Annotated in this window: 25 protein-coding genes and 1 other annotated feature; of the genes, 19 read left to right on the top strand and 6 right to left on the bottom strand. The window is 34.1% G+C overall.

Translation table 11 applies throughout. The features are described from left to right. The first annotated feature begins 1 nt into the window (after window position 1). Window positions 2-532, top strand: a complete 531-nt coding sequence (locus AB8U03_RS01555; protein ID WP_369702773.1) for a phosphatase PAP2 family protein — start codon at window positions 2-4, stop codon at window positions 530-532. On the opposite strand, the gene bioB is transcribed toward AB8U03_RS01555, so the two are convergent. Further along, a complete protein-coding gene (gene bioB / locus AB8U03_RS01550) occupies window positions 533-1,519 on the bottom strand; it encodes a biotin synthase BioB (RefSeq protein ID WP_369702772.1) in 987 nt (328 codons plus the stop codon). A 197-nt stretch (window positions 1,520-1,716) separates the two neighbouring features. Here bioB and AB8U03_RS01545 point away from each other — a divergent pair, with 197 nt between their 5' ends. The 7 genes from AB8U03_RS01545 to AB8U03_RS01515 all read left to right on the top strand — a co-directional run bounded on the left by AB8U03_RS01545 (window position 1,717) and on the right by AB8U03_RS01515 (window position 7,258). Next, on the top strand, window positions 1,717-2,259 hold the full coding sequence (locus AB8U03_RS01545; RefSeq protein WP_369702771.1) for a biotin transporter BioY: 543 nt from the start codon (window positions 1,717-1,719) through the stop codon (window positions 2,257-2,259). Window positions 2,260-2,292: 33 nt separating this feature from the next. Continuing rightward, on the top strand, window positions 2,293-3,018 hold the full coding sequence (bioD, locus tag AB8U03_RS01540; RefSeq protein ID WP_369702770.1) for a dethiobiotin synthase: 726 nt from the start codon (window positions 2,293-2,295) through the stop codon (window positions 3,016-3,018). A 23-nt stretch (window positions 3,019-3,041) separates the two neighbouring features. Beyond that, window positions 3,042-4,391 carry an adenosylmethionine--8-amino-7-oxononanoate transaminase gene (bioA, locus tag AB8U03_RS01535; RefSeq protein WP_369702769.1) on the top strand — a complete coding sequence of 450 codons (1,350 nt, stop codon included), beginning with the start codon at window positions 3,042-3,044 and terminating at the stop codon, window positions 4,389-4,391. Window positions 4,392-4,621: 230 nt separating this feature from the next. Further along, entirely contained in the window at window positions 4,622-4,990 is a 369-nt protein-coding gene (locus AB8U03_RS01530; RefSeq protein ID WP_369702768.1) for a carboxymuconolactone decarboxylase family protein, read from the top strand. Between the two features lie 223 nt (window positions 4,991-5,213). Further along, window positions 5,214-5,876 carry a LysM peptidoglycan-binding domain-containing protein gene (locus tag AB8U03_RS01525; protein WP_369702767.1) on the top strand — a complete coding sequence of 221 codons (663 nt, stop codon included), beginning with the start codon at window positions 5,214-5,216 and terminating at the stop codon, window positions 5,874-5,876. A gap of 162 nt (window positions 5,877-6,038) precedes the next feature. Beyond that, the gene (locus AB8U03_RS01520) at window positions 6,039-6,524 is read left to right on the top strand and encodes an ECF transporter S component (protein ID WP_369702766.1); all 486 of its coding nucleotides are present in this window, start codon (window positions 6,039-6,041) and stop codon (window positions 6,522-6,524) included. Next, window positions 6,515-7,258, top strand: coding sequence for an AIR synthase related protein (locus AB8U03_RS01515; protein WP_369702765.1), 744 nt, complete (start codon window positions 6,515-6,517; stop codon window positions 7,256-7,258). The genes AB8U03_RS01520 and AB8U03_RS01515 overlap by 10 nt, the downstream gene beginning before the upstream one ends. Before the next feature lie 59 nt (window positions 7,259-7,317). On the opposite strand, the gene cls is transcribed toward AB8U03_RS01515, so the two are convergent. Continuing rightward, window positions 7,318-8,841 (bottom strand): cardiolipin synthase, encoded by a 1,524-nt coding sequence (gene cls, locus AB8U03_RS01510; protein WP_369702764.1) that lies wholly within the window; start codon window positions 8,839-8,841, stop codon window positions 7,318-7,320. 64 nt (window positions 8,842-8,905) lie between these two features. Then, window positions 8,906-9,292: a hypothetical protein gene (locus tag AB8U03_RS01505; RefSeq protein ID WP_369702763.1), complete on the bottom strand. Its 387-nt coding sequence runs from the start codon at window positions 9,290-9,292 to the stop codon at window positions 8,906-8,908. Between the two features lie 138 nt (window positions 9,293-9,430). Here AB8U03_RS01505 and AB8U03_RS01500 point away from each other — a divergent pair, with 138 nt between their 5' ends. Both AB8U03_RS01500 and AB8U03_RS01495 read left to right on the top strand, forming a co-directional pair. Beyond that, window positions 9,431-11,155, top strand: a complete 1,725-nt coding sequence (locus AB8U03_RS01500) for an ABC transporter ATP-binding protein (protein ID WP_369702762.1) — start codon at window positions 9,431-9,433, stop codon at window positions 11,153-11,155. Window positions 11,156-11,158: 3 nt separating this feature from the next. Further along, window positions 11,159-13,006 carry an ABC transporter ATP-binding protein gene (locus AB8U03_RS01495; protein ID WP_369702761.1) on the top strand — a complete coding sequence of 616 codons (1,848 nt, stop codon included), beginning with the start codon at window positions 11,159-11,161 and terminating at the stop codon, window positions 13,004-13,006. A 97-nt stretch (window positions 13,007-13,103) separates the two neighbouring features. Here the strand turns inward: AB8U03_RS01495 and AB8U03_RS01490 are convergent, their stop codons facing one another. Continuing rightward, window positions 13,104-13,673, bottom strand: a complete 570-nt coding sequence (locus AB8U03_RS01490) for a xanthine phosphoribosyltransferase (RefSeq protein WP_369702760.1) — start codon at window positions 13,671-13,673, stop codon at window positions 13,104-13,106. A 179-nt stretch (window positions 13,674-13,852) separates the two neighbouring features. Between AB8U03_RS01490 and AB8U03_RS01485 the strand changes: the two genes are divergently transcribed. Continuing rightward, on the top strand, window positions 13,853-14,371 hold the full coding sequence (locus tag AB8U03_RS01485; protein WP_369702759.1) for a nitroreductase family protein: 519 nt from the start codon (window positions 13,853-13,855) through the stop codon (window positions 14,369-14,371). Window positions 14,372-14,445: 74 nt separating this feature from the next. Here the strand turns inward: AB8U03_RS01485 and AB8U03_RS01480 are convergent, their stop codons facing one another. Then, window positions 14,446-15,201 (bottom strand): TSUP family transporter, encoded by a 756-nt coding sequence (locus tag AB8U03_RS01480; RefSeq protein ID WP_369703014.1) that lies wholly within the window; start codon window positions 15,199-15,201, stop codon window positions 14,446-14,448. 110 nt (window positions 15,202-15,311) lie between these two features. Continuing rightward, the gene (locus AB8U03_RS01475; protein WP_369702758.1) at window positions 15,312-16,265 is read right to left on the bottom strand and encodes an NAD(P)-dependent oxidoreductase; all 954 of its coding nucleotides are present in this window, start codon (window positions 16,263-16,265) and stop codon (window positions 15,312-15,314) included. A 192-nt stretch (window positions 16,266-16,457) separates the two neighbouring features. Between AB8U03_RS01475 and fdhF the strand changes: the two genes are divergently transcribed. From fdhF to AB8U03_RS01435, 8 genes are all read left to right on the top strand, one after another. Next, a complete protein-coding gene (fdhF, locus tag AB8U03_RS01470; protein ID WP_369702757.1) occupies window positions 16,458-18,596 on the top strand; it encodes a formate dehydrogenase subunit alpha in 2,139 nt (712 codons plus the stop codon). 68 nt (window positions 18,597-18,664) lie between these two features. Next, window positions 18,665-18,720: a sequence feature (sodium ion sensor (DUF1646 type); this cis-regulatory element may regulate processes involved in with the transportation of sodium ions), on the top strand. A gap of 48 nt (window positions 18,721-18,768) precedes the next feature. Continuing rightward, on the top strand, window positions 18,769-19,947 hold the full coding sequence (locus AB8U03_RS01465) for a cation:proton antiporter (RefSeq protein ID WP_369702756.1): 1,179 nt from the start codon (window positions 18,769-18,771) through the stop codon (window positions 19,945-19,947). Between the two features lie 121 nt (window positions 19,948-20,068). Further along, entirely contained in the window at window positions 20,069-21,001 is a 933-nt protein-coding gene (locus tag AB8U03_RS01460) for an efflux RND transporter periplasmic adaptor subunit (RefSeq protein ID WP_369702755.1), read from the top strand. Window positions 21,002-21,051: 50 nt separating this feature from the next. Beyond that, complete coding sequence (locus tag AB8U03_RS01455) at window positions 21,052-21,714, top strand: ABC transporter ATP-binding protein (protein WP_369702754.1); 663 nt, start codon at window positions 21,052-21,054, stop codon at window positions 21,712-21,714. Window positions 21,715-21,728: 14 nt separating this feature from the next. Then, window positions 21,729-22,898, top strand: coding sequence for an ABC transporter permease (locus AB8U03_RS01450; RefSeq protein WP_369702753.1), 1,170 nt, complete (start codon window positions 21,729-21,731; stop codon window positions 22,896-22,898). Between the two features lie 80 nt (window positions 22,899-22,978). Continuing rightward, window positions 22,979-23,422, top strand: coding sequence for a GNAT family N-acetyltransferase (locus AB8U03_RS01445; protein WP_369702752.1), 444 nt, complete (start codon window positions 22,979-22,981; stop codon window positions 23,420-23,422). Between the two features lie 20 nt (window positions 23,423-23,442). After that, window positions 23,443-24,858 carry a transglutaminase domain-containing protein gene (locus AB8U03_RS01440; RefSeq protein ID WP_369702751.1) on the top strand — a complete coding sequence of 472 codons (1,416 nt, stop codon included), beginning with the start codon at window positions 23,443-23,445 and terminating at the stop codon, window positions 24,856-24,858. A 317-nt stretch (window positions 24,859-25,175) separates the two neighbouring features. Further along, on the top strand, window positions 25,176-26,045 hold the full coding sequence (locus tag AB8U03_RS01435; RefSeq protein WP_369702750.1) for a DUF1002 domain-containing protein: 870 nt from the start codon (window positions 25,176-25,178) through the stop codon (window positions 26,043-26,045). Window positions 26,046-26,069: the final 24 nt, after the last annotated feature.

Here is a 26,069-nt window from a genome sequence, read left to right as displayed (position 1 = left end):
AATGATATCTTTGATGCATCAATTTGATAATTCCATACTTCAGTTCATACAAAATAATATGCATGGACCTTTTATGGATAAATTTATGATTTTCGTTACCCGGTTGGGAAACCTGGGGACCATATGGATTATAATAGCGGTATTTTTGATAATAACCAAAAAGTATAGAAATGCAGGTATTGCAACTTTGTGTGCTGTGATTTTGGGAGCTGTATTAGGTGAAGGTATAATTAAACACATTGTTCAAAGACCCAGGCCTTTTGTAGAATCTGGTACCATGAATCTTTTGATTTCAAGGCCTTTGTCTTCATCTTTCCCTTCAGGTCATACTACGGCAGCCTTTGCAGCCGCCGCAGTGTTGTCCAGATATTTTAAAAGATATGCAGCAGGGTTTTTTGTATTGGCATTTTTGATAGCCTTTTCAAGACTGTATCTTTATGTCCACTATCCTACAGATGTTTTGGCAGGTATAGTTTTAGGTCTCCTCTGCAGTAAAATTGTATTTTATATGCTTAATGTGAAGTGCAATTAATCAATATGTTAAATTCAGGTCCTGAAGCATTTGAAAATCTTTGTTTACTTCCTGTCCCCCTGTAGTTAGATAATCTCCTATCAGCATACCGTTTATACCGGCAATAAATCCAAGGGGCTGAAGACTCTTGAGATTTTTCTCTCTTCCACCGGCGAATCTTATGTTTTTATCAGGTAATATAAATCTCATTATGGCAAAAGTTTTGATTATTTCAAGAGGAGTAAGCGGGCTTGCATTTTCGAGTCTTGTACCCTTAACCGGGTTCAACACATTTAAAGGTACTGCGTCCACATCCAGTTCCTTTAACAAAAATGCATGTTCTATACGCTGTTCCATGGTTTCCCCCAAACCTATAATCATTCCGGAACATACTTCCATACCTGCTTTTTTTGCATAGCGTATGGTGTCAATTCTTTCCTCATATCCGTGAGTTGAAACAATTTTAGGGAAAAAACTTCTTGCTGTTTCAAGATTGTGATTATAGCGTTCAACTCCTGCATCTGCCAGCTGCTTTGCCGCATCCATGGTAAGAGTTCCAAGACAAGCGCATAATTTCAAATTGGTACTCTCCTTCATCCTTTTAAATGCATTTAATATGATTTTAAAATTCTTTTCTTTTCCAGTATAGCCAAGGCCGCTTGTACAAATATCACAGTGCTTGGCACCTGCTTTTTCACGTCTTATTGCAGTTTCAACAATTTTATCTTCATCCACAAGCGGATAACATTTTGCATTTGTATGATGATGGGCAGACTGAGCACAAAATGCACAATCCTCAGGACAATTGCCTGATTTTGCATTTATTACGGAACATAAATCCACATTATTTCCATTGAATTCTGCCCTTATTTTATTGGCAAAGCTGCACAGCAGAAATATATCACTGTCTTTGGATTTCCCCAGAATTTCAGCTTCTTCCCTTGTAATGTTTCCTCCATTTAAGATTTTCTGTCCTGTTTTTAATATTTCATTCCATAATTCATCCATAAAAATATCTCCCTATACAATTTATTTATTGTAAACTTAATTTTATACAAAGGTTAACAATACAATTATAACAACTCATAAAAAATATATCAACATATTTTTTGTATTGACAAAGCGTTAAATATGAAATTATAATAGGTAATTGTAAACTTAATTTTGATATATGGTTGACAATTTAACAAAGGTGAGTGATCTTGATGAAAACAAAAGATATGGTTTTAGTATCGATTTTTGCAGCATTGACAGCTATAGGTGCTTTTATAAGAATACCCATACCATTTGTACCTTTTACACTGCAGTGGTTATTTTGTGCATTGAGTGGAATTCTTCTAGGTGCTAAATTGGGAGCGCTATCTCAAATATTATATGTGGGAATGGGCCTTATGGGAATCCCCATTTTTACAGAAGGAGGAGGATTATCTTATGTATTCAAGCCTACTTTTGGATATTTGATAGGTTTTATAGTAGCTGCTTACGTAATTGGAAAATTATCAGCTCAAATTAAAAATATTACTTTTATAAAATCCCTGTTATGTGTTCTAAGTGGATTGTTCTTTGTATATCTATTTGGTGTATTACATTTGTATTTAATTTATAATTTATACATGGGTGACAGCAAGACCATTGGATGGGCCATATTTTACGGCTTTATTATATGCGTAGGCGGTGATCTTGTGATAAGTGTATCGGTGGCATTTTTGTCCTTAAAATTAAAGGTTTTAAAAATTGTCTGTAATTAAGTTTTAAAAATAGAAACCGGAGGGTATTTATAAATGACAAAAGGTATTTATGTAGTGGGAACGGATACGGAAATCGGAAAAACACTGGTTACTGGAGCTTTAGTTTATATTCTATGCAAAAATGGCTGCAAAACAACTTATTTTAAAGCTGCATTAAGCGGTGCTGAATCCGTAAATGGAAGGATTATACCGGGAGATACTGAATTTGTATGCTCGATTGCCGGTATTCATGAGAAATACGAAGATTTAACACCCTATATTTATGAAACAGCAGTTTCTCCTTATCTGGCCTCAAAAATTGAGAACAAGCCTATTGATATAAAAGTGATTGAGGATAAATTAAATAATTTAAAGAAAAAATATGATTATATTATATGTGAAGGAAGTGGGGGTGTAACTTGTCCTATTGCGGATGTCGACAGCCAAATATACACTCTGGACAATCTAATAAAAGACATGAACATGGATGTTGTTCTGGTTGCCAGGGCAGGTCTTGGAACTATAAATCATACACTTTTAACGGTTGATTACCTGAAAAATAAAGGTATCACCATAAGGGGAATTATAATAAACGGATATGAGGACAACATGCTCTGCAATGACAATATAAGGATGATTGAAAAGATGGCAAATATTCCTATACTTGGGATCATGCCTTTTATAAATACAAAATCGGATGAATTTATGGAAGATGTAAAAAGGAAATCTGAAAAGGTATTTGATTCAAGAAAAATAATTGATTGTATGAAAGTAATATAAAATCTTATAGGTTGGTGAGAAATATGGAAGAACTTGAAAAAAAAGATTTAAAGTACATATGGCATCCATGTACTCAGATGAAAGATTGTGAAAAATTGCCACCAATTATAATAGAAAAAGGTAAGGGGTGTTATTTATATGATATATATGGCAACTCGTATTTGGATTGCATAAGTTCATGGTGGACAAATATATTTGGACATAGTAATCCCAGAATTAATAAAGCAATTGAAAGACAATTAAGCCAGATTGAACACGTGATTTTTGCACACTTTTCCAATAAAACCGCTGTTGAATTTTCAGAGAGGCTTGTTGAAATTACTCCACAGGGATTATCCAAGGTATTCTTTTCTGATAATGGATCCTCAGCAGTGGAAATAGCTTTAAAAATGAGCTTTCAGTATTATCAGCAGATTGGAAAATCTAAAAAAATCAGATTTGCCGCAATAACCGGTGCTTATCATGGAGAAACAATAGGTGCTTTATCTGTAGGTGATCTGGATCTCTATAGTAAAATTTATAAGCCCCTTCTCATAGATACCATCAGGGTTCAGGGCCCTGACTGCTATAGGTGTGAGTATGGAAAAGAGAGACACAGCTGCAGTGCCCAGTGCTTTGGACATATGGAAAAATCACTTGCTCTTCATCATGATGAGCTCTGTGCTGTAATTATAGAGCCCATGATTCAGGGAGCAGCAGGCATGAAAATGTATTCCCCTGTGTATTTAAAAAAACTTAGAAAAGCCTGTGACTACTATGATATTATTTTAATTGCCGATGAAATAGCCGTTGGTTTTGGAAGAACAGGAAAGATGTTCGCATGCAATCATGCAGATATAAGTCCGGACATAATGTGTTTATCCAAGGGCATCAGTGCAGGCTATATGCCTATGTCTGCAGTTGTAACTACAGAAAAAATATACAATGCTTTTTATGATGATTATGTTAAACTGAAGACTTTCATACACAGCCATACCTATGCAGGTAATGCAATGGCCTGTGCTGCAGCCTGCGAGAGTCTTAAAATATTTAAAGATGAGAATATAATTGAAAAAAATATTGAAAAATCCAGGTTGATTGGCGAATTGACAACTAAAAAAGCAAAAAATCTTGATTGTGTAGGAGATGTCCGCCAGCTGGGAATGATAACAGCTATAGAACTGGTTAAAGATAAAAAAACCAAGGAGTGTTTTGACTGGAAAGACAGGGTAGGTTATGGAATATATAAAATAGCTTTAAAAAAAGGACTCCTTCTAAGGCCGGTGGGAGATACGCTGTATTTTATGCCTCCCTATGTCATCGAAAAAAATGATATAGAATTTATGGTAGACAAATGTTTTGAAAGTATTGCTGAATACTTTGGATTACATTAATAAATATACAATGAAATACTAAACGAAGGGGCATAGTACTGGGGACTTTGTCTCCAGACCCCGGATGTTTATACTATCCCCTAATTATGGATTATGAAACATTATTCCAATTACAAAAAGGTAAAAGTGATGAACTTTTATAAAAAGAACACTTAAGATGTGATATAATTTCTTATGGGAATAAGTTGAAATCATAAATTAATATAACAAAATTGGGGGTTGATTTAATTATGGATGATTTTGAAAATATACTTGATTATTATAAGGATGAATTAAAATGGAATCCACCTTTTTCGGAGATACTTTCTAAATATTCTCCGGATGGATTAAAAGGATATTTAAAAATGCGTGAATCAGTCCAAAAAGGACATTTACCTAAAAAGACAAGAGAACTGATTTTTACAATACTGGATAGTCTGGATGATGAAGTAAGTGGTGCAAAAGCACATGCCGTGGCATCCATAGAAGCAGGGTTAACCATGGAAGAATTAGTGGAAGCCTTTGTAATTGTAACAATTGTGAAAGGTGTGAATACTTTATGCAAAACAGGTGTTGAGGCAATAAAGGCAGCAGAGAACAGATCCCAGGAACTCAAGTGATTCTTGGATGCGGTGGAGTTTGCCCGTAAAAAATGCTTTTCGTACCGCTAATAACTAAAAAGTATAGAAATGCAGGTATTGCAACTTTGTGTGGTAACGAAATAAATTTTTACAGCATAATATATAGGGTGAAATGGAGTTCTTTGTTTTAATTGGAGTCTTTAGAACCATTTAAACTTAGGAATCCTTATATAATAATAGATGCAGAAAGGGAAAATTTCTTATGCCATACTATAGACAGTGCCCTGTAAATCATTATACCTATACTATACAACCAGGGGATACTTTATACAGCATATCACAAAGACTGGAAGTCAGCCTGCAGAGAATAATTGCAGCAAACCCTGGAATAAATCCATATTACTTGAGAGTGGGCCAGGTTATATGTATGCCGTCTTGTCCACCAAATTATACCCCTAGAATAATTCAGTCAGGGGATACTCTATACAAAATTGCACAGGAATACAATGTAAGTGTGAGAAGCATTCTGGATGCAAATCCGGGTGTGGATCCAAATTATCTAAGGGTTGGACAGCGTTTATGCATACCCTTGGCAGGTTCAGGATCCAATACAAATTGCCAGGAAACAATATCATTCATGCAGGAGGATATTGATATGTTGAAACCCGAAAGCAGTGTTCAGCAAACCCATGAATCAAATTATGGGAATTCAACACGGACAACAACTGTTTCCACGGTAACCAGTGAACAAATACGTTTTGATGCCGTACCTGTAACTTTTTCCGGCGACCATGTAGGACATTATACGGAAGGAAGAAGTTATCCTTATTACACTGACGCAGCATCAGGAGGTCAAAGGGGTATAAATGTGAGGGATAACTTTGGAGTATGGCATTCTTTTGCATACCGGGTTCCTATAACTTAATCAAACCTCTTGAATATACTTATGAAATTTATGCATTGGCTAATTTAAAAACCAGTGCATTTTTAATCCATTTCAATTATAATAAAAGCAGAATAGTCATCAGTATGACTATTGTGTCTAAAGATAATATTTTACAAAAATTGAAAAGGGGATGATAAAATTATGAAAACGAGAAAGTTGGTTATAATAGCACTTTTTATAGCTATGAGTTTTGTAGGGGCAAATATAAAAATTGCAGGAAGTATAGCCTTTGACTCTATGGCTGGATTTCTGGGTACATTGATACTGGGGCCTTTATATGGAGCACTGATAGGAGCAATTGGACATCTGCTCACAGCAGCTATCAGTGGATTTCCACTTAGTCTGCCCATACATATGATCATTATGGTGGATATGGCACTTACCATGCTTTTATTTGGAATCACATATAAATTTTTTTCAAGGTCAAATGAAATTATATCAATAATTATGTCAAGCATAGTGGGAATTTTAATAAACGGTCCATTATCAGTGCTTATGCTCATACCAATAATGGGCAGGGCTGTATTGGCAATGCTTCCTCTGCTGATATTAGCGGCTGCATTGAATATTTTAATAGCACATGTTGTATATAAGTTTTTACCAAGGAGTATAAAGCTATGGAAGTAAAAAAAATAAGGGATTTAAGTTTAATAACTTTGGATGAAAAAAGAACTATGATTATAGCTTGTGACAGCTGTGGAGGTATTGGAGGTAAAAAGGGGGATGTACTTAACGTACCTCCTTTTTACGTGGGCAAGTTAACGGCCAGAGTTGTCTTATTAGAAGTGATTTGCTCGGGGGCAGAGGTCATTACTATTACAAATACCATTTGCAATGAGATGAATAATACGGGTTTAGAGATAATTAAGGGAATAAAAGAGGAGTTAAGAGAGGCAGATATCAGGGATGTGGTGCTCACAGGCAGTACCGAGGAGAATTTTGAAACCTCTTCTACAGCGCTGGGAGTAACTGCTGTAGGTATAGCAGTTACTGAGAGTTTAAAAGTAAACAGCATAAAAGGGGAAGCGGTGATAATAAGTGTAGGCATACCCAAAGTGGGAGATGAAATAAATCTTGAAGGTGATGAAGAAATAGTGAATTATGAAACAGTATATAAATTATTGCACAATGATTTTGTATATGAAATAGTTCCAGTGGGCTCTAAAGGAATAGCCTATGAAGCAGGGCAGCTTGCAGTAAACAATAACTTAAAACTTTATATGGAAAACAAGTGCAGCATAGATATTGAAAAGTCAGGAGGACCGGAAACCTCGGTAATTGCAGCAGTGGATTTGGGAGGTATTGAGGATATACTGGCAAATATATCAGGAGTAACCATTATAGGGTATTTAAAATCATAAGAATTTTTAAAATATGCAGATGTTTATGGACAATAGGGGAACCTCATCAGCAGAATTCATTATGCTAATGGAGCAAACATCCTTAAAATGGATTCCAGAATCTTTTTTAAAAAGCATCTTTTTTCCCAGGCTTCCTTTTCTATTTTTCTGCACACACTCATGGTGTTTACAAAGTCGTTGTAAATATCATCTATTATGGGGACATCATACATATAGGCTGCACATTCAAAATGCAGATACAAACTCCTGTAGTCCATGTTTATAGTTCCAACCACGGCACATTCTCCATCGGAAATAAAGATTTTCCCATGAATAAATCCAGGTGTGTATTCATATATCTTTACCCCTGAATCCAGCAGTTTGTCATAATGGGATCTTGTAAGAACTTGTACTGCCTTTTTATCAGGTATAAAGGGAGTTATTATTCTTACATCAACCCCCCTTTGGGCAGCCAGGGAAAGCGCCAATACCATTTCATACCCTATTATCAAGTAGGGAGTTGTAATATAAATGTAATTCTTGGCGCTGTTTATAATGCTCAGGTATACATTTTCGGCTATATCGTCATGCTCTTCAGGACTGCTGTTGTACGGGACTACAACACCCGTATATTTTTCAAACCTGGTTTTGAACTGGTATTTTTTAAAGGCTTCTTTTTTCTTTGTTATTGACTGCCACATCCTTAAGAACATGGATGTAAAACTGTAAACTGCATCTCCCTTCAAACATATTCCCATGTCCTTCCAATAGCCATATTTTCTATAGGAATTTATATATTCATCACCTATATTCATTCCTCCAGTGAAGGCAACTTTTCCGTCAATTATTGTCATTTTTCTGTGATCCCTGTAATTCAGCATCACATTCAATAATATTTTTATAGGGTTAAAAATTTTAAATTTTATATTGTTTTCTCTCAGGGACTTTTCAAAATCTTTTGGAAGGACAAATAGTGAACCTATATAATCCACTAAAATTCTCACCTCAACTCCACTGCATGCTTTATCTTTTAATATTTCAAAAATTTCATCCCACATATTGCCTTTTGAAATTATAAAGTATTCAAGGAATATGAATTTATCCGCTTTTTTTAATTCCTCCAGGAACTTTTTGTACATACTTTCTCCAGAAGAAAAATAAATGATTTTTGTATTGAAATAAGTGCCGTACCCGCTTATATTTTTAATAAGCCTCGTTTCGTTATAGCGGGTTTTGTTTTCTTTTTTTAACAGTGACAACATGGATTGATTTTCTTCAGGAAATATTTTTTCACCCAGTTCTATTTTATTTATTTTATTAAAATTACGCTTTATTCCAACTCTGGACAAGATATAAATAATAACTCCTACTATTGGAATCAATAGTATTAATGCTATCCAACTGATTTTATAAGATGTATTTTTATCCTTATAGTTTAGATGGATTACAGAAATAGCACTCACAATTTCAAAAAACACGAAATAGTATATGAAAAATATGTTGAATATATTGTATATAAGTGCTATAGCTATAAACTGAAATATCAGCCAGAACATAAACATTATGAATTTTAAAATTGAAACAAATATTTTTCTTTCACCCAATTACAGCACCTGCTCTTATATTTTTAGTTGACAAACCAGTTAAATGATTTGAATTTTAGAGATTTTATGATTTTCCCTTGAAAGTAGTTCCACAGTTTTTACAGGTTATGGTTATCCTGCCCTTGTGTTTTGGTACTCTCATTTTCTGGGAGCAATTTGGACATTTGAATATTTTGTAATATCTGTGGTTGTCAATTGAACTTTTATATCCCTTAAACCATCTAGTCAGGGGAGAAATAAAATTTTCATAAGCTTCCAGTTCCCTGTGTCTCCTGTATTTGTTTTTTGAAAGGCATCTCCAGGTAGAATATACTATGCATACTAAGCCAAAGGTGGCACTGCGCCTAAATAAAGAAAATATAAATCCAGCTATATAAAGATGGGTTGAAAGTTTATCAATGCCATAGCTATTTCTAAAATAGTAGGAAATCTTATTTAAGTATTTATTCAAATTTATCACTCCTGTAAATTAAGCTTTATATTGCTATTATACCAGTGTTATATGATATAGTAATATTATATAACATAATTTAGGTTTGATTTATAATAATTTTAAATATATTTTTAATGAAATAAGTTTTAGGGGTGCATGTGGTTGAAATATATGAAAAAATATGTGGATAAGTATTGGAAAGGATTTTCCCTTGCAATAATATGTCTTACAGTGGAAGCATTGTGTGATTTGATGCAGCCTACTATAATGTCAAAGATAGTTGATATAGGTGTTGCAGATAAAAATATGGATTATATAGTAAAAAAAGGTTTGCTGATGCTCGGAATTACAGCCATAGGGGCTGTTGGTGCCTCGGGCCGAAATATATTATCTGGAACTGTATCACAGAATTTTAGCGCAGAACTGAGAGAGGATTTATTTAAAAAGGTTCAAAGTTTTTCTTTCGAGAGTATTGATAAATTTGAAAGAAGTTCTCTTATAACCAGACTTACAAATGATGTAACTCAAATTCAGAACTTTGTAAATGGCCTTATGAGGATAGCTGTAAAGGCACCTATAATATGTATTGGAAGTATTATTATGGCCTCCAGGTTAAATTTGCGCCTTTCATCAATAATTTTTGTTGTAATATTAATTGTAGTTATACTTATATTTTTAAATATGAGTATTGGATATCCCTATTTTATAAAGGTGCAGCAGGCCCTGGACAGGGTGAATTCCGTAATGAGGGAATTCTTGTCTGGAGTAAGGGTTGTAAAGGCATTTAACAGATCCGATTATGAAAATAAAAGGTTTAAAACCTCCAATGAAGAATTGGGTGCATTGTCTACCAGGGCAATGCAGGTGATGTCCATATTTTCTCCAGGTATAAACTTGGTTGTAAATGTGGGAATAGTATCTGTACTTTGGATCGGAGGCTTATATGTCAATAGCGGAAATATGAAAGTGGGGCAGATAATTGCATTTACAAATTACATGACCCAGATATTGTATTCAATTATGATTATATCTGCAGTTTTTAATACATTTGTAAGATCCAAGGCTTCCGCAAATAGAATTTCTGAAATATTCGAAGAAAAAAACAGCAGTGATTCAGATAGAGGCGTTTTGAAATTTAAGGGAAGAGGAAAAATAGAATTTGAAAATGTAAATTTTTCTTATGCCAATGGTCATAAAGTTATTGAAGATATCAGTTTTACCTGCATTCCAGGGGAAACAGTGGGGATTATAGGGGCCACAGGTTCAGGCAAAAGCACCTTGGTAAATTTAATTCCCAGGTTTTATAATGTTACTTCTGGAATTATAAAAATTGACGGAGTGGATATAAAAGATATGGATGAGAAGATGTTAAGGGATAGAATAGCCCTGGTGCCTCAGGAAACAATACTGTTTACAGGAAGTGTACTGGAGAATATAAGATGGGGAAAAGAAGGTGCTTCTCTGGAAGAGGTTAAAGAAGCTGCTGAAATTGCAGAAGTAAATGAATTTATTTCAAAGTTTCCAGAAAAGTATGATACAAGACTTGGTCAGGGCGGAGTAAATTTTTCAGGAGGTCAGAAACAGAGGGTTTCTATAGCAAGAGCACTTGTTAAAAGGCCTACCATATTAATACTGGATGACTGTACCAGTGCTGTAGATGCAGCTACGGAAACTAGAATCAGAAAAAAACTGAAAAAGTATTCAAATTATCTGACCTGTATAATAATTGCCCAAAAAATATCATCTGTAATATCCGCAGACAAGATAATTGTTCTCAATGATGGGAAATTGGCAGGTATGGGAAGCCATGAAGATCTTATAAAAAGCTGCCAGGTATATAAAGATATCTTTTTATCCCAGGTTGGAAAGGGGAAAGTATGATATATGGAACAAAAATTCAAATATAATAGGAGCAGTATAAGAATGCCGTTTGGCCCAAGAAGAGGTTTAAGAGGAAGGGGAAATATCAAGCCAGTTGAAAAACCCAGAAATTTTAAGAAAACCCTATTTAGGTTGTGGAAATATTTTGGGAATGAAAGAAAACTTTTAATTATAATTTTTATGTTTGTAATACTGGATTCCATAGTATCACTTTTAGGACCTTATTTTATAGGAAAATCTATTGATGCCATGTCCAAATTAAAGGACGAAGTAGACTTTAATCTGCTGTTTACAATGGCTGCACTACTTTTATTCACATATATACTAGATGGTATACTGACTTTTTTTCAAGGCTGGCTTATGGCAGGAACAGCTCAGAAAATAATTATAGGACTTAGAAAAAATTTATTTGATAAACTCCAGAAGCTTCCCATATCTTTTTTTGATAAAAATACTCATGGAGAGATAATGAGCAGGCTCACCAATGATATAGAAAATGTAAGTTCTACCATATCACAATCCACTACCCAGCTTATGTCGGCATTAGTGACAGTATTGGGATCTTTTGTGATGATGCTTATTTTAAGCCCAATTTTAACTTTTGTAAGCCTTATTACAGTTCCCCTGGTGTTTTTACTTACCAAAAGTATAACAAAAAATACAAGTCCGTTATTTAAAGCTCAGCAAATAGAACTTGGAAAATTAAATGGGCATATAGAAGAGGCTATATCGGGGCTTCAAGTAGTAAAAGCTTTTAATCATGAACAAAAAATCATAGAAGAATTTAGTGGAATAAATCATAGACTATGCAAGGTGGGATTAAAAGCTCAAGTTTTGTCCGGTTTTTTAATGCCACTTATGAATGTTATAAATAATATAGGTTTTGCTGCGGTAGCTGGAGTAGGCGGAATTTTAGCCCTGAAGAATATTATAACTGTGGGGATCATAGCTAGTTTTTTAAGCTATTCAAGACAGTTTACAAGGCCTCTAAATAGTATAGCCAGTATATTTAATACTCTTCAGTCGGCAGTAGCAGGTGCAGAAAGGGTATTTGACATATTGGATGAAAAAGAGGAATTAAAAGATACAGCCGGGGCAAAAATACTTGAAAATGCCAGAGGTCATATTGTCTTCGAAAATGTGTGCTTTGGATATAGAGAAGATGTTGAAATATTAAAAAATATAAGTTTCGAAATAAAGCCGGGTACCAGTGTGGCCTTGGTTGGGCCTACGGGAGCAGGCAAAACCACCATTGTAAATCTTCTCAATAGATTTTATGATGTGTCCAGCGGAAAGATTTATATTGATGATGTGGATATCAGGGATTACACCAGAGACAGCCTTAGAAAATGCTTTGGCATAGTTCTGCAGGATACCTACCTTTTTACAGGAACCATATTTGAAAATATTAGATATGGAAAACTGGCTGCAGATTATTTTCAGGTAAAAAAGGTTGCAGAATCAGTAGGTGCGGATCAATTTATTGAAAAACTCCCTGGAGGATATGATACCATTGTCCAGGAGGGAGGAAGCAATCTAAGTCAAGGTGAAAGGCAGATTATATCTATAGCAAGAGCTGTACTTTCAAATCCCTCCATACTTATTCTGGATGAAGCTACAAGTAATATAGATACAAGGACAGAGATTAAAATACAAGAGGCCATGTTGAAGCTTATGGAGAATAGGACTAGTTTTATCATTGCGCACAGACTTAATACCATTAAATATTCAGATATTATAATGGTGATAGATGATGGCAGAATAGTAGAAATGGGAAATCATAATGAGTTGATAAATAAAAAAGGTGTATATTACAATATGTATTATAATCAACTGATTAAGTTAAAATAATAACAGTTTTGGGCAGCATTTTGGAACTGCTTTATATTTCAAGGATAGATTTCAGTAATTCTCTTATCCTTGAAATAATAATATATGTATTTTTAGTTTAACAAAACTTTATGCAATTTTGTTCCAAACTGCTGATTCGAGCTAGGGAATAAACTCTATATCCTTTTGCTTCCAGCAGTTTTCTCCCTGGCTGAAAGGATTTTTCAATAACTATACCTATGCCTGAAACTTCAGCCCCAGCGGATTCAACCAGACGTATAGCTCCTGAAGCGGCTTCTCCTTTGGCTAGAAAATCATCTATAATTAAAATTCTGTCTTTCGCAGTAATGTATTTTTTGGATAAAGTCAAATTATAATCTATGGATTTAGTAAATGAGTGTATAATAGTCTGATATAAATTGTCATTTAAAATTTTTGAAGCTTCTTTTTTTAATATCACCATAGGAAGTTTCATCTGAAGCGCCGTCATGGCTGCAGGGGCAATTCCCGAACTTTCAACTGTAAATATTTTTGTGGGCCTGGTTTCTTCAAAGTGATTCTTAAAATAGGTGCCTATTTCATACATTAAGCTTAAGTCCACTTGATGATTTAAAAAGGAATCTACCTTTAAAATATTTTTGTCAATTACAAGCCCATCTTTCAAGATTCTTTTTTTTAATGAGTCCATTGCTATACCACCTTATATGATTATTTTTATTGTTTATATAGAAATACTTAAATGTTGAATAGAGGAATAATACTTATTATATATAATATAGTTTACAACTTCAACCAGTGTTAATATTTGAAAATACATAATTTAGGAATATAATATATATATACCATATTATATAAGGAGTGATTTAAATGGATTTTTTACAGCTTAGCAAAAAGCGTTATTCTGTTCGTAAATATGAGAATGAAAAAGTAGAAGATGAGAAGCTCTCCCAAATATTAGAGGCAGCTAGGGTAGCACCTACAGCCGGAAATATCCAACCTCAAAGGCTTATTGTAGTTAAAACGGAAAGAAATCTTGAAAAACTCAAAAAGGGGGCAAATGTTTATGGAGCCCCATTGGCTATAATTATATGCGTAGATCGTAATCAGTCATGGAAAAGGCCTTTTGACAGTAAAGATATTGGAGATATAGATGCCGGAATAGTAGGTACTCATATTGTACTTCAGGCAGAGGAACTGGGACTAGGCACTATCTGGGTAGGTTATCTGGATCCCAAGGCAATTAAAGATGAATTCAACATACCAGATAATGTGGAGCCAGTCAGCATTATAGGTGTGGGATATGCAAAAGGGCGGCCTGCATCACCGGATAGGCACAGCACTGAACGTAAGCCTCTGGAAAAATGGGTATATAATGAAAGCTTTTGATTATGACCTGAATATTTTAATTTAATAAAAAACCCCCTTCTGGGGTTTTTTAGTTATACACAGTTCACATTGAATTATTTTACAATTCCATAAAGTATTTTTACAGCCAGACATAAAGATATGGTTATAAATATTGGTTTTATAAGCTTTGAACCTTTTAAAAGAGCTGTCTTTGCACCTAATCTAGAACCTATAACCATGGAAATGGCTGCAGGTATTCCAAGTCTATAATCAATTTGTCCATTAATTAAAAACACTGCCAAAGAGGATATATTGCTTGTAAAGTTTAAAACTTTGGCATTTCCACTGGCACGCACAAAATCAAAATTAAAAATATATATGAGTCCGAATATTAAAAAGGAACCTGTGCCCGGGCCAAAGAAACCATCATAAAAGCCTAGACTAAAAGCCAATAAAATACCAAGAAATACAAGCTTTTTCTTTAATCCTGTAAATTTATCTTCCATCCCAACATTTTTAGAAAATATACTATAGGCGCTTACCATAAGTAGGAGTATTAAAACTATAGTGTTTAGATATTTAGCATCAATATTTAACATAGTATGGGCACCTATTATAGAACCCACCAAAGTAAAAGGCGCTAGAAATCTTAATATTTTAAAATCTACCTTACCAGATTGTGCAAATTTCATTGAACTGGTAAAAGAGGCACAGGTTGATGAAAATTTATTTGTGCCCAGTGCCATATGAGGAGAAATGCCTGTCATCAAAAAGGCCGGAAGGCTTATTATACCTCCTCCGCCTGCTATGGAATCTACAAATGCAGCAAAGAATGCTGCGATACACAATAATGTGATTTTTATTGTCATCATAACACCACCACCCATAAAGAATTTAAATTGTCAATTATAAACACTTTTTAAAGTATAGAACTCTATACTTTAAAAAGCAACTTAAAAAATAAAAAGGTGAACAGCTATTAACTGTTCACTGAATTAATCGGATTTTTATTTATAAAAGCTTTAATATTATTGCCTAAAAGTTCTACAAGTCTCTGTCTTGTTTCAATACATTTGCAGCCTATGTGTGGAGTTAAGATAACATTTCTCATTGAAAACAGAGGATTATTTAAATCAAATGGTTCATGTTCCTGAACGTCAAGGGCTGCACCTGCAATTGTCTTATTATGTAATGCTTCTATTAGATCTTTTTCATTTATTATAGGACCTCTTGCGGTGTTTATAATAAAGGAAGAAGATTTCATAAGTTTTAATTTATCTTTATCTATGAGATATTTTGTATTTTCTGTAAGAGGACAATGAATTGTTACAAAGTCACTGTTACCTAACAGTTCTTCCAAAGTAACAAATTTTACATTTGCAATTGGTTTTAAACTTCTGTTGTATACTAAAACTTTCATACCCAGATTTAAAGCTGTTTTTATTACCCGCTGACCTATGGCACCTGCGCCAATTACTCCAAGGATTTTGCCTTTTATTTCAGAATGAGATACTTGGAGATCCCTGGTAAAATTATCAAAATCCTTTTCATTTAACATGACTTGCTGCAGAACAAGAGATGAACATAAATTCAATATGAAAGTTATGGCAAGCTGGGCTACGGCATCTGTACTGTAACCGGGCACATTACAAACCATGATGTTTTTTTCACCGGCAGTTTTTGTATCTATATTGTTATAACCTGTACCAGCTTCACAGATAAGTTCTACAGAAGGTGGAAATTTGGATATTAAGTTTCCGTTTAAAGGAAGCTCTTTAGTTACAACAATATTTTGATTTTCAACCCTTTTAAGAATTTCATCTTCAGTACTGCTATTATATAATGTAACTTTAGTAAACTCACTTAACTTTGAAAAGTCAATTTTATTATCAAAATTTATCTTTTCAGAGTTTAAAAATACTGTGTTTTTCATGCTTATCCTCCATGTTATAAGATATTTTAAATTTAGTATAACTTTTGTAAAAGTCCATGTCAAATTATTAATAAGGTGCAATGGTATTTCATAATAAAATAAGATCTATTAATAATTGAAATAATACACCACTTAGTGATACTATTATAATAGATATTTATATAAAAATATAATTAAAATGGGGTAATTATTATGGAGAGTAAAGTTTTAACTGTTTGTCCTTACTGTGGTGCTGGTTGCAGACTGTATTTGATTGTTGAAGATGGCAAGATTAAAAGGGCGGAACCTGCATTGGGCAGAACTAATGAAGGGAGCTTGTGCCTTAAAGGCTATTATGGATGGGATTTTTTAAATGATCCCAAAATATTGACTTCACGAATAAAAAAACCTATGATAAGGAAAAATGGGGATTTAGCAGAAGTCAGCTGGGAAGAAGCTATAAAATATACTTCTGAAAAACTTACGGAAATAAAAAATAAGTATGGTGCTGATTCAATAATGGGTACAGGCTGTTCCAGGGGTCCGGGCAATGAAGCAAATTATATTATGCAGAAATTTATGAGAGCAGTTATAGGAACAAATAATGTGGATAATTGTGCTAGAGTCTGTCATGCGCCATCTGTAGCAGGGCTTGCTAGCGTACTTGGTAATGGCGCCATGTCCAATAGCATTCCTGAAATTGACAATGCAGATTTGATTTTTATTTTTGGTTATAATCCGGCGGAGTCCCATCCTATAGTTGCAAGAAGAGTAGTAAAGGCAAGGGAAAAAGGTGCAAAGATAGTTGTTGTTGATCCCAGAATAACGGAAAGTGTAAGAATTTCAGATCTATGGCTTACGCTAAAAGGCGGTACCAATATGGCTCTTGTAAACGGTTTTGCAAATGTTCTTATAAATGAGGGCTTGTATAATAAAGAGTATGTTGAAAAATATACGGAGGGTTTTGAAGAATACAGTAAAGTATTAAAAAAATACACACCTGAATATGTAGAGAAAATATCAAGAGTCCCAGCAGAAAAGATAAAAAAGGCCATGAAAATGTATGCCGCCGCTAAAAATCCTATGATACTTTATGGTATGGGGGTATGTCAATTTGGTCAAGCTGTGGATGTGGTGAAAGGATTGGCTTCACTTGCTCTGCTTACAGGAAATTATGGAAGACCAAGTGTAGGAATAGGACCTGTAAGAGGTCAAAATAATGTACAGGGCGCCTGTGACATGGGTGCACTTCCCAATGTTTTTCCTGGATATCAAAGTGTAACGGATGAAAATGTAAGGAAGAAATTTGAAAAAGCATGGGGAGTTGAAAAACTTCCAGATAAAATAGGATACCATATAACTGAGGTCCCTCAATTGGTACTTCAAAATCATAAACTAAAAGCATACTATATTATGGGAGAGGATTCTATTCAAAGCGATCCAAATTCAAATGATCTTAAAAAAGCTTTAGATGAATTGGAATTCTTAGTGGTTCAGGATATATTTATGAATAAAACAACTTTGCGCGCAGATGTAATATTACCTGCAACTTCCTGGGGTGAACATGAAGGCGTATACAGCTGTGCGGACAGGGGATTTCAAAAATTTAACAAGGCAGTTGAACCAAGTGGTGATGTTAAGCACGATTGGCAGATAATTTGTGAGATATCTTCAGCTATGGGATATGAAATGCACTATGATAATACAAAAGAAATATGGGATGAACTTATAGGACTTTGTCCTAAATTTGCAGGTGCAACTTATGAGAAGGTAGAAAGCCTGGATGGGGTGCTATGGCCTTGCCCTTCGGAAGATCATCCTGGTACTCCTTATCTATATGAAAATAATGAGTTCAGCACTCCAAGTAAAAAGGGCATTTTATTTGCATCTGAATGGAGGCCTACCCAGGAATCACCGGACAGTGAGTATCCACTCAGCTTATGTACGGTAAGGGAGATAGGTCATTATTCAGTGAGAACCATGACAGGAAACTGCCGTGCACTTCAGCAGCTTGAAGATGAGCCTGGAAGGATACAGATGAGTCCTGAGGATGCAGAAAACTTGAATATAAAAGATGGACAGTTGGTAAGGGCATCTTCAAGGAGAGGATCTGTAATTACAAGGGCGTATGTTACGGACAGGGTAATGAAAGGGTCAACATATATGACTTATCAGTGGTGGATAGGTGCATGCAATGAGCTTACTGTAGATAACCTGGATCCCATATCAAAAACTCCTGAATACAAATACTGTGCAATAAAGGTGGAACCCATAGGGGATCAGGATAAAGCAGAGGAACAATTAAAAGAAACATATAAAAATCTCCGCAAAAAAATGGGAGCTTTAAATTAATGAAATGTTGAACAATTACTATGATTATGATAATATAACATTAATTGAGTTAAAAATAATTGTGTTTCGGTTGGACAAATTTTATTTGTTTTCAAGATAAATATGACTTTTGGGGTGGAAAGTTCTTTTAGAACTTTCCACCCTTTTTTTAGTTAAAAAAAGGAAGTGTATCATGGAGAAAACACTGTTGGATATTTCATTGATTCTTATATTTACAAAGACAGGAGGAATAATTGCCAGAAAATTAAAAATGCCTGAAGTATTGGGGGAGCTTATTGCTGGTATAATACTTGGACCTATTGCTCTAAATATCATTCAATATAATGACAATATAAAATTGCTTTCTAATCTTGGAGTAATAATACTTATGTTTTTAGTCGGCATTGAAACTAATATTGAAGAATTTAAAAAGGCAGGATTATCTTCATTTATAATTGCAGTTGCGGGAATTGTTTTACCATTTATTTTAGGTACTTTAAGTGCCTATATATTCTTCAGCAATTTTTTGGAAAATATATTTATAGGAGTAATTTTAACTGCAACAAGTGTTAGTATCACTGTAGAAACACTTAAGGAACTGGGTAAATTAAATACAAGGGTGGGAACAAATATTTTGGGGGCTGCTGTAATAGATGATATATTAGGTCTTATACTTATATCTGTGGTGATTGCAGTGGCACAGACATCTGGTTCGGAAACATCGCCTTCAGGAAGCATGACCATTATTTTTGTTCTTATAAAGGCAATTTTATTTTGTGGATTTTCCATACTGGGAACAATGTATTTGCCTAAATATATAAATAAATTCCTTGGCAGAATAAAACCAGGAAAGGAAATTCTTATATTTTCACTGGCATTTGCATTTTTGGGGGCATATATAGCTGAATCCATGGGTATAGCGGCTATTACAGGTACATATATATGTGGCCTTGTACTTTCAAATATTTCACATAGAGCTTATCTTGAGAGAAATATAAAGGCAATATCCTCAGGATTTTTATCTCTTGTATTTTTTGCAAGCGTAGGTATTGAAGCAAATCTCAGAGGGTTAAATCTAGAAGTTGTTTTTATTGCATTTGTTATGTTTATAGCCGCTGTAATGGGCAAAATAGTGGGCTGTGGCTGTGCTGCAAGGGCTTTGAAAATGAGCAGGGCAGAGTCTATCCAAATTGGTGTGGGTATGGTTTCAAGAGGCGAGGTTGCTATAATTACAGCAAATATAGGGCTTCAAAACAATATAATATCAGAGAAAATATTTCTTCCAACTTTGATAGTTGTAATACTTACTACCATTATCACTCCTGCTTTACTTAAAATATCTTTCTCCCATAAAGCATCTTTTAAAAGTTAAAAAAATATTCATAAATTTGACTTAAAATGTTAATTGATTTGTAACAGTATTGTGTCATAGTTGTTTTAAATTATGTTGTATAGGTGGTTATATATTAAAATTGCAGAAAGGGTAGATAATTATGAAAAAAATAACTATTGGTGTAATAGCGGTGGCTATAATCGGAATTTTAGGTATAGTAACTTATAAAAACATTACAGCCAGAGCAGCATCAAAAAGCAAGTCATCACAGTTTTCAAGGTCAAAAGCCTCTATTACAAACATTAAGAGTACTGTTTCAGGATCAGGCAGTGTCTTATCAGCCGAAAGTGATGTTATTAAATCACAGTACAGGGATACTGTAGCTTCTGTACTTGTCAGCAAGGATCAAGCGGTAAATGCAGGAGATGAGCTTGTTACCTTCCAAAATGGAAGTGCTCCTATAACAGCTCCTTATGATGGAATTATCAGTGATGTGTATGTAAGTCCAGGAGATAGTATAAATGCGGATCAGCAGCTTTTAAACATGTTTGACAATAAAAATTTCTATACTGTGGTATCTGTAGATGAAACGGATTTACCAAATTTGAAAGTTGGACAGAAAGCGGATATAAAAGTCAATGCATTTCCAGATGTGAAATTTACAGGTACTGTAAAAGATATAAGCCAGCAGGGGGAGTATACAAACGGAGTCTCCAACTTTAATGTAACCATATCTTTTGATGAAATACACGACATAAAAGTGGGAATGTCTACTGAAGCTTCAATAGCAACAGCTTCTAAAGAAAATGTACTAGCAGTACCAATAGAGGCCATAAAAGATTCCGGTGATAAAAAATATGTTATAACAAGTGACGAAAAAGGAAAAACAAAGTTTAAAGAAGTTAAAACGGGTATTAGTAATGGGACAATGGTGGAGATAGTCAGCGGCCTTACAGAAGGAGAGCAAGTGCAATTACCCCAGACTCAAAGTACTGCTCAAAATTCTTCTAATACAAATGGAAGAAATGGATTCCGTATGATGGGAAACACTGGGTCAGGTAAACAGGCTCAGGGAGGCAGACAGTCAAAGTGAGCTTTTATTTAATTCACAGTTCATAGTTTATAGCGGAGAGGAGAAGTGCTATGATAAATATTTGTAATTTGTGCAAATCTTATACTATGGGAGATACTACAATAAAAGCTCTTGATAATATTAATCTGAATATAGATGAAGGGGAATTTGTGTCAATTGTAGGTCCGTCAGGTTCAGGAAAATCAACTCTTATGAATATACTGGGCTGTCTGGATGTGTGTGATTCCGGAAAATACATATTTGATGATACGGATATAAGTAAATTGAAGGAATCCGGGCTTACGGAAATCAGGAATAAAGAAATAGGATTTATATTTCAAAGTTTTAATTTACTTTCAAAATTAAATGCAGTGGAAAATGTGGAGGTCCCCCTTTTATATAGGGGAATGCCTGAGAAAAAAGCTAGAGAACTTTCACTTGGATGCCTCAATAGGGTAGGACTGGAAAATAGGGAATATCACAGGCCAAATCAACTTTCAGGAGGACAGCAGCAAAGAGTTGCCATTGCCAGGGCATTAGTCGGAAATCCCAGGGTTATACTGGCAGATGAACCTACCGGTGCACTTGATAGCAAGACAAGCAGTGAGATTATGCAGATGATAGCGAAAATGAATGATAGCGGACAAACAGTTATACTGATAACCCATGATTTAAAAGTTGCAAAGCGAGCTAAGAGAATTATTACCATGGAAGACGGCAAGTTGTGTTCTTAAGGAGGGGAGATTGAATGAAATTTTTTCAGACAGTGAAGCTGGCTATAAAAAATATAAAAAGTAATAAATTAAGATCTATTCTCACTATGATAGGAATTATTATAGGAATTTCTTCAGTAATAATACTTGTGGGAATGGGCAGCGGTTCTACAGAGCAAATAACTTCCCAGGTTCAATCTCTTGGAACCAATCTTATTATGGCAAATACTTCTGCAAACGGAAATAAACAATTCACACTGGATAATGTAAAAAGTATTGAAAAGATTCAAGGGGTAGATAAGGTTGCGCCTGTTATTTCCACAAATGCTTCTGTTAAAGTAAACAAACAATCGGAAAATACAACTGTAACAGGTACTACCTCGAATTTTCTTGATGTGAGAAATATGAATATTTCAGAAGGCAGGTTTATAGCGGATCTGGATGTGGATTACAGGAATAAAGTTGCAATTTTAGGATCTGATATAGCACAGCAGTTGTACGGGTTTACCGATCCTGTGAAAAAAGATATAGATATAGATGGAAGTACATATAAAGTGGTGGGAGTATTAAAAACTCAGGGAAATTCTATGGGAAACAATACAGATGACATGGTAATTGTTCCAGCTACAACATCTATAGAACTTGCAGGAACTAGAAATGTTCAGAGCGTCTATATTAAATCTTCTGGAGATGAAAATGTGGATCTCGTAACCAATGAGGTAAATCAATATTTATTAAACTATTTTAAATCCAATACCACGAGTTCAGACAGGGTGACAAGTCAAAAACAATTGCTGGATACTATGAGCTCCATAACCCACACTATGACTTATCTATTAGGAGGAATAGCAGCTATATCCCTGATTGTAGGGGGAATAGGAGTGATGAATGTTATGCTGGTGTCTGTATCGGAACGTACCAAGGAAATAGGTATCAGAAAAGCTCTTGGGGGATCCAAGAAAGATATATTGATTCAATTTTTAATTGAATCACTGGTATTGAGTTCATTGGGAGGTGTAGCAGGTGTATTATTTGGACTTTGTATAGGAAAAATCATCTCAATATCTGGAATATCAGTAGTTTTTTCATTACCGGTGATTGCAGTGTCCTTTTCTTTTTCACTGATAGTGGGAATTGTATTTGGAATATTTCCAGCTTATAAGGCTTCAAACCTAAAACCAATAGATGCCCTGCGATTTGAATAAATTAAGAAAGGTATATATACTTATAGTATTAATATGTAATATAATTAGTTATTACATATTAATCTATAGGAGGTGCTCAAATGATAAGAAAAGGGAAATTAAGTGATCTGGATACAATTGTAGAGTATAATTACAATTTGGCTAAAGAAACGGAAAATTTAGGACTTGATAAAAACATATTAAAAAAAGGCGTGGAAAAGGCCTTACTGGATGATAAAAATGGAGCTTATTTTGTATATGAAAAAGATGGTATGGTAGTGGGACAGATGATGCTTACTAAAGAATGGAGTGACTGGAGAAATGCAAATTATTGGTGGATACAAAGTGTTTATGTAAATAAGAATTATAGAGGACAAGGTATATATAAAAAATTATTTAAACATGTAAAGTCTGTTGCAGATTCAGATAATAATGTATATAGCTTAAGACTTTATGTGGAAAAAAACAATGAGAAGGCAAAAAACACTTATAAATCATTAGGTATGGATGAAACTTATTATCTGGTATATGAAATTAAAAAATAGTGATTTTGCGGAGAGGTATTATGTCAAAAAAATTATATAAAATTGTATTAACTCTGCTGATGCTGTCAGTATTATTCTATGGCAGGAATTGTTATGCAGCAGAAAATTATAAAGTTTGGAATAATGGTGCCATTGCTAGTGTGGACAAGAGTAAGACATGGACTATTACTTTTAATAGAAATGTGGATGTGAATTTAGCTGAAAGTTCTATTAAGGTGTATGAACAGGACAACAATCAGCCTGTTCAGATTAATATTGTAAATACAGAACCTAACTCAGTAAAAATTTCTCCTCAAAATTCATATGTGCCTGGTAAAAATTATGTCTTGGTAGTAGATGATAATTTAAAATCCACCAATGGGCAACAATTGGGTCAAGGAGTAAAATATAATTTTACAGTAAATGAAGATGTTTCTGAGAACGAAGTTTCAGTACAAAATTATACACAATATTATAATGCTTTGAAAGAAGCTCTTTCAAATTATAAAGATACTCTGGTTTTAAATATAAGCAATTATGATAAAAATACTTATGACCTAAATGTCATAGATGATGTATTAGATGATAATCCTAATTTGCGTGATTGGTATTTAAGTGCAGGGGCAAATCTTCAGGGCACTAATCCTGTAAAAATGAGTATTAATTTCAAATACAGCGATACAAAACAAAACTTGATAAAAAAGGAAAGTGAATTACAGGATAAGGCTTCTGAAATAGTAAATAACATTACAAATTCCGGGATGAAAGATTATCAAAAAGAACTTGCACTTCACGATTATGTGGTAAATAATGCTGATTATGACAGGAGTGTGAACCTTCCTGATGATTCATATACAGCCTATGGAATTTTAATAAATGGAGTTGGTGTTTGCCAGGGTTATGCGGATGCAATGGACAGGCTCCTTACAGCAGCTGGCATAGAGTGTCAAATGGTAATAGGAAAGGCAAATGATGGAGATGGCTGGGTGGATCATGCCTGGAATATAGTAAAAATTCAAGGAAAATATTATGAACTTGATTCTACCTGGGATGACCCTGTTACAAGTGACGGTTCTCATTTGATCTCCCATTCATACTTTAACATAACAGACAATCAACTTGCAAAAAATCATATATGGGACAAATCAAAATATCCTCAGTGCAATAGTACGGATTACAGCTTTGATAATTTAAATGTAGTTGAAAAAGATGCATACGGCAATGATATAAAGGCTGTAAATAATTATAATGATTTTTACAATCTATTGAAGAATAGTTTAATTAAAAAGCAGCAGTACATGAGTATTAAGATATTAAACTATAATTCAGAGATCTATGATGTTCCAAAGGCCTTAAGGCAGATAATAGATCAGTATAAAATTTCAGGTGACTACAATATATCCAATTACTCGGATGAAATTACAGGTGCAGAATACTTTACAATTTCAAGAACTTAATAAGGGGGATAATCCCCCTTAAATTACTGTATATAGTATTTTTACAATTCCTATTGAAGCAGCTCTATTTTTTATATATTAATTTTATACTTCTTTTATTGATAAATATAGTATATTATATTTAATGATAGATATTTTAATATTTATACCATGGCTACTATTGCTGACACCTCCAGCTTTTTTAAAGTTGGGAATGATAAGCGATGTGACCCTGAATAAGTTCTTCTAAGGTGCGGCACGAAAAACATTTCTTATGGGTAAATTCAACCGTACTTAAGAATCACTTTATAAAACTAATTAAAAAGGAGTTTTAAATTATGAAACTTAAAACAATTTTTAGTAAATTCATAATAATGCTTATGGCTCTGAGCTTATTTTCATCTTTTGGCAATACCAGAGTTCATGCAGATGCTTACAAAGTTGTAACTTTAGGTGGGGATCTTACAGAACAGCAAAAAGATGATATGCTTAAATACTTTGGAGTTACCAGGCAGGATGTAAATGTAATAGAAGTGAATATAGATGAGGAGAGAAAATACCTGGGAAATGTTGCAACCAGTGAACAAATAGGAACTAAATCCATATCCAGTTCATATGTGGAACCAACTTCAAGCGGAGGTTTAAATGTAACTACCAATAATATATACTGGGTAAGCAGCAGTATGATAAAAAATGCACTTATAACAGCAGGTATAAAAAATGCAAATGTAAAAGTGTCAGCTCCTTTCAATGTGTCTGGAACTGCAGCACTTACTGGAATTTTAAAGGGCTTTGAAAGCAGCAGCAGCGGAAATAAAATTGATGAAGATAAAAAGGAAGCTGCAAATGATGAATTGATGACTACAGGAAATTTGGGGGATAAAATAGGGAAGGATAAAGCTGCAGGACTTATAAATGATATAAAAACCCAGGTAGTTAAAGAAAAGCCTAAGACAGAAGAGGGAGTAAGGCAGATAGTTGAAAATGTAACTAACAATTACAATTTAAACCTGAGCACTGGTGATATTGACAAAATAACTTCCCTTATGACAAAAATAAATGGATTGAATTTGAATTTCGGAGATATAAAGGGACAGCTGAGCAGTGTGGCGGATCAATTAAAGGGAAATCTGTCAAGTCAACAGACACAGGGATTTTTTACCAAGATAATAAATGCAATCCAAGAATTTTTTTCAAATCTTTTTTAAAATCTAAATCAAACAAAGGTGGGA

This window comes from Clostridium moutaii (assembly GCF_041205085.1).
GTDB classification, from domain to species: Bacteria; Bacillota; Clostridia; order Clostridiales; family Clostridiaceae; genus Clostridium_B; species Clostridium_B moutaii.
The sequence above is the reverse complement of the archived record's forward strand: the minus strand, read 5'-3'. Positions and strand labels throughout refer to the sequence as shown.

Bases quoted from the DNA above. Each gene is read 5' to 3' on its own strand.
- AB8U03_RS01485 (WP_369702759.1), top strand. From the start codon at position 13,853: ATGGATTTTTTACAGCTTAGCAAAAAGCGTTATTCTGTTCGTAAATAT.
- AB8U03_RS01455 (WP_369702754.1), top strand. From the start codon at position 21,052: ATGATAAATATTTGTAATTTGTGCAAATCTTATACTATGGGAGATACT.
- AB8U03_RS01515 (WP_369702765.1), top strand. From the start codon at position 6,515: ATGGAAGTAAAAAAAATAAGGGATTTAAGTTTAATAACTTTGGATGAA.
- AB8U03_RS01500 (WP_369702762.1), top strand. From the start codon at position 9,431: ATGTGGTTGAAATATATGAAAAAATATGTGGATAAGTATTGGAAAGGA.
- AB8U03_RS01465 (WP_369702756.1), top strand. From the start codon at position 18,769: ATGGAGAAAACACTGTTGGATATTTCATTGATTCTTATATTTACAAAG.
- AB8U03_RS01445 (WP_369702752.1), top strand. From the start codon at position 22,979: ATGATAAGAAAAGGGAAATTAAGTGATCTGGATACAATTGTAGAGTAT.
- bioB (WP_369702772.1), bottom strand. From the start codon at position 1,519: ATGGATGAATTATGGAATGAAATATTAAAAACAGGACAGAAAATCTTA.
- AB8U03_RS01460 (WP_369702755.1), top strand. From the start codon at position 20,069: ATGAAAAAAATAACTATTGGTGTAATAGCGGTGGCTATAATCGGAATT.
- bioD (WP_369702770.1), top strand. From the start codon at position 2,293: ATGACAAAAGGTATTTATGTAGTGGGAACGGATACGGAAATCGGAAAA.
- AB8U03_RS01520 (WP_369702766.1), top strand. From the start codon at position 6,039: ATGAAAACGAGAAAGTTGGTTATAATAGCACTTTTTATAGCTATGAGT.
- AB8U03_RS01530 (WP_369702768.1), top strand. From the start codon at position 4,622: ATGGATGATTTTGAAAATATACTTGATTATTATAAGGATGAATTAAAA.
- AB8U03_RS01555 (WP_369702773.1), top strand. From the start codon at position 2: ATGATATCTTTGATGCATCAATTTGATAATTCCATACTTCAGTTCATA.
- AB8U03_RS01435 (WP_369702750.1), top strand. From the start codon at position 25,176: ATGAAACTTAAAACAATTTTTAGTAAATTCATAATAATGCTTATGGCT.
- fdhF (WP_369702757.1), top strand. From the start codon at position 16,458: ATGGAGAGTAAAGTTTTAACTGTTTGTCCTTACTGTGGTGCTGGTTGC.
- AB8U03_RS01450 (WP_369702753.1), top strand. From the start codon at position 21,729: ATGAAATTTTTTCAGACAGTGAAGCTGGCTATAAAAAATATAAAAAGT.
- AB8U03_RS01440 (WP_369702751.1), top strand. From the start codon at position 23,443: ATGTCAAAAAAATTATATAAAATTGTATTAACTCTGCTGATGCTGTCA.
- bioA (WP_369702769.1), top strand. From the start codon at position 3,042: ATGGAAGAACTTGAAAAAAAAGATTTAAAGTACATATGGCATCCATGT.
- AB8U03_RS01495 (WP_369702761.1), top strand. From the start codon at position 11,159: ATGGAACAAAAATTCAAATATAATAGGAGCAGTATAAGAATGCCGTTT.
- AB8U03_RS01480 (WP_369703014.1), bottom strand. From the start codon at position 15,201: ATGACAATAAAAATCACATTATTGTGTATCGCAGCATTCTTTGCTGCA.
- AB8U03_RS01525 (WP_369702767.1), top strand. From the start codon at position 5,214: ATGCCATACTATAGACAGTGCCCTGTAAATCATTATACCTATACTATA.
- AB8U03_RS01545 (WP_369702771.1), top strand. From the start codon at position 1,717: ATGAAAACAAAAGATATGGTTTTAGTATCGATTTTTGCAGCATTGACA.
- AB8U03_RS01490 (WP_369702760.1), bottom strand. From the start codon at position 13,673: ATGGACTCATTAAAAAAAAGAATCTTGAAAGATGGGCTTGTAATTGAC.
- AB8U03_RS01475 (WP_369702758.1), bottom strand. From the start codon at position 16,265: ATGAAAAACACAGTATTTTTAAACTCTGAAAAGATAAATTTTGATAAT.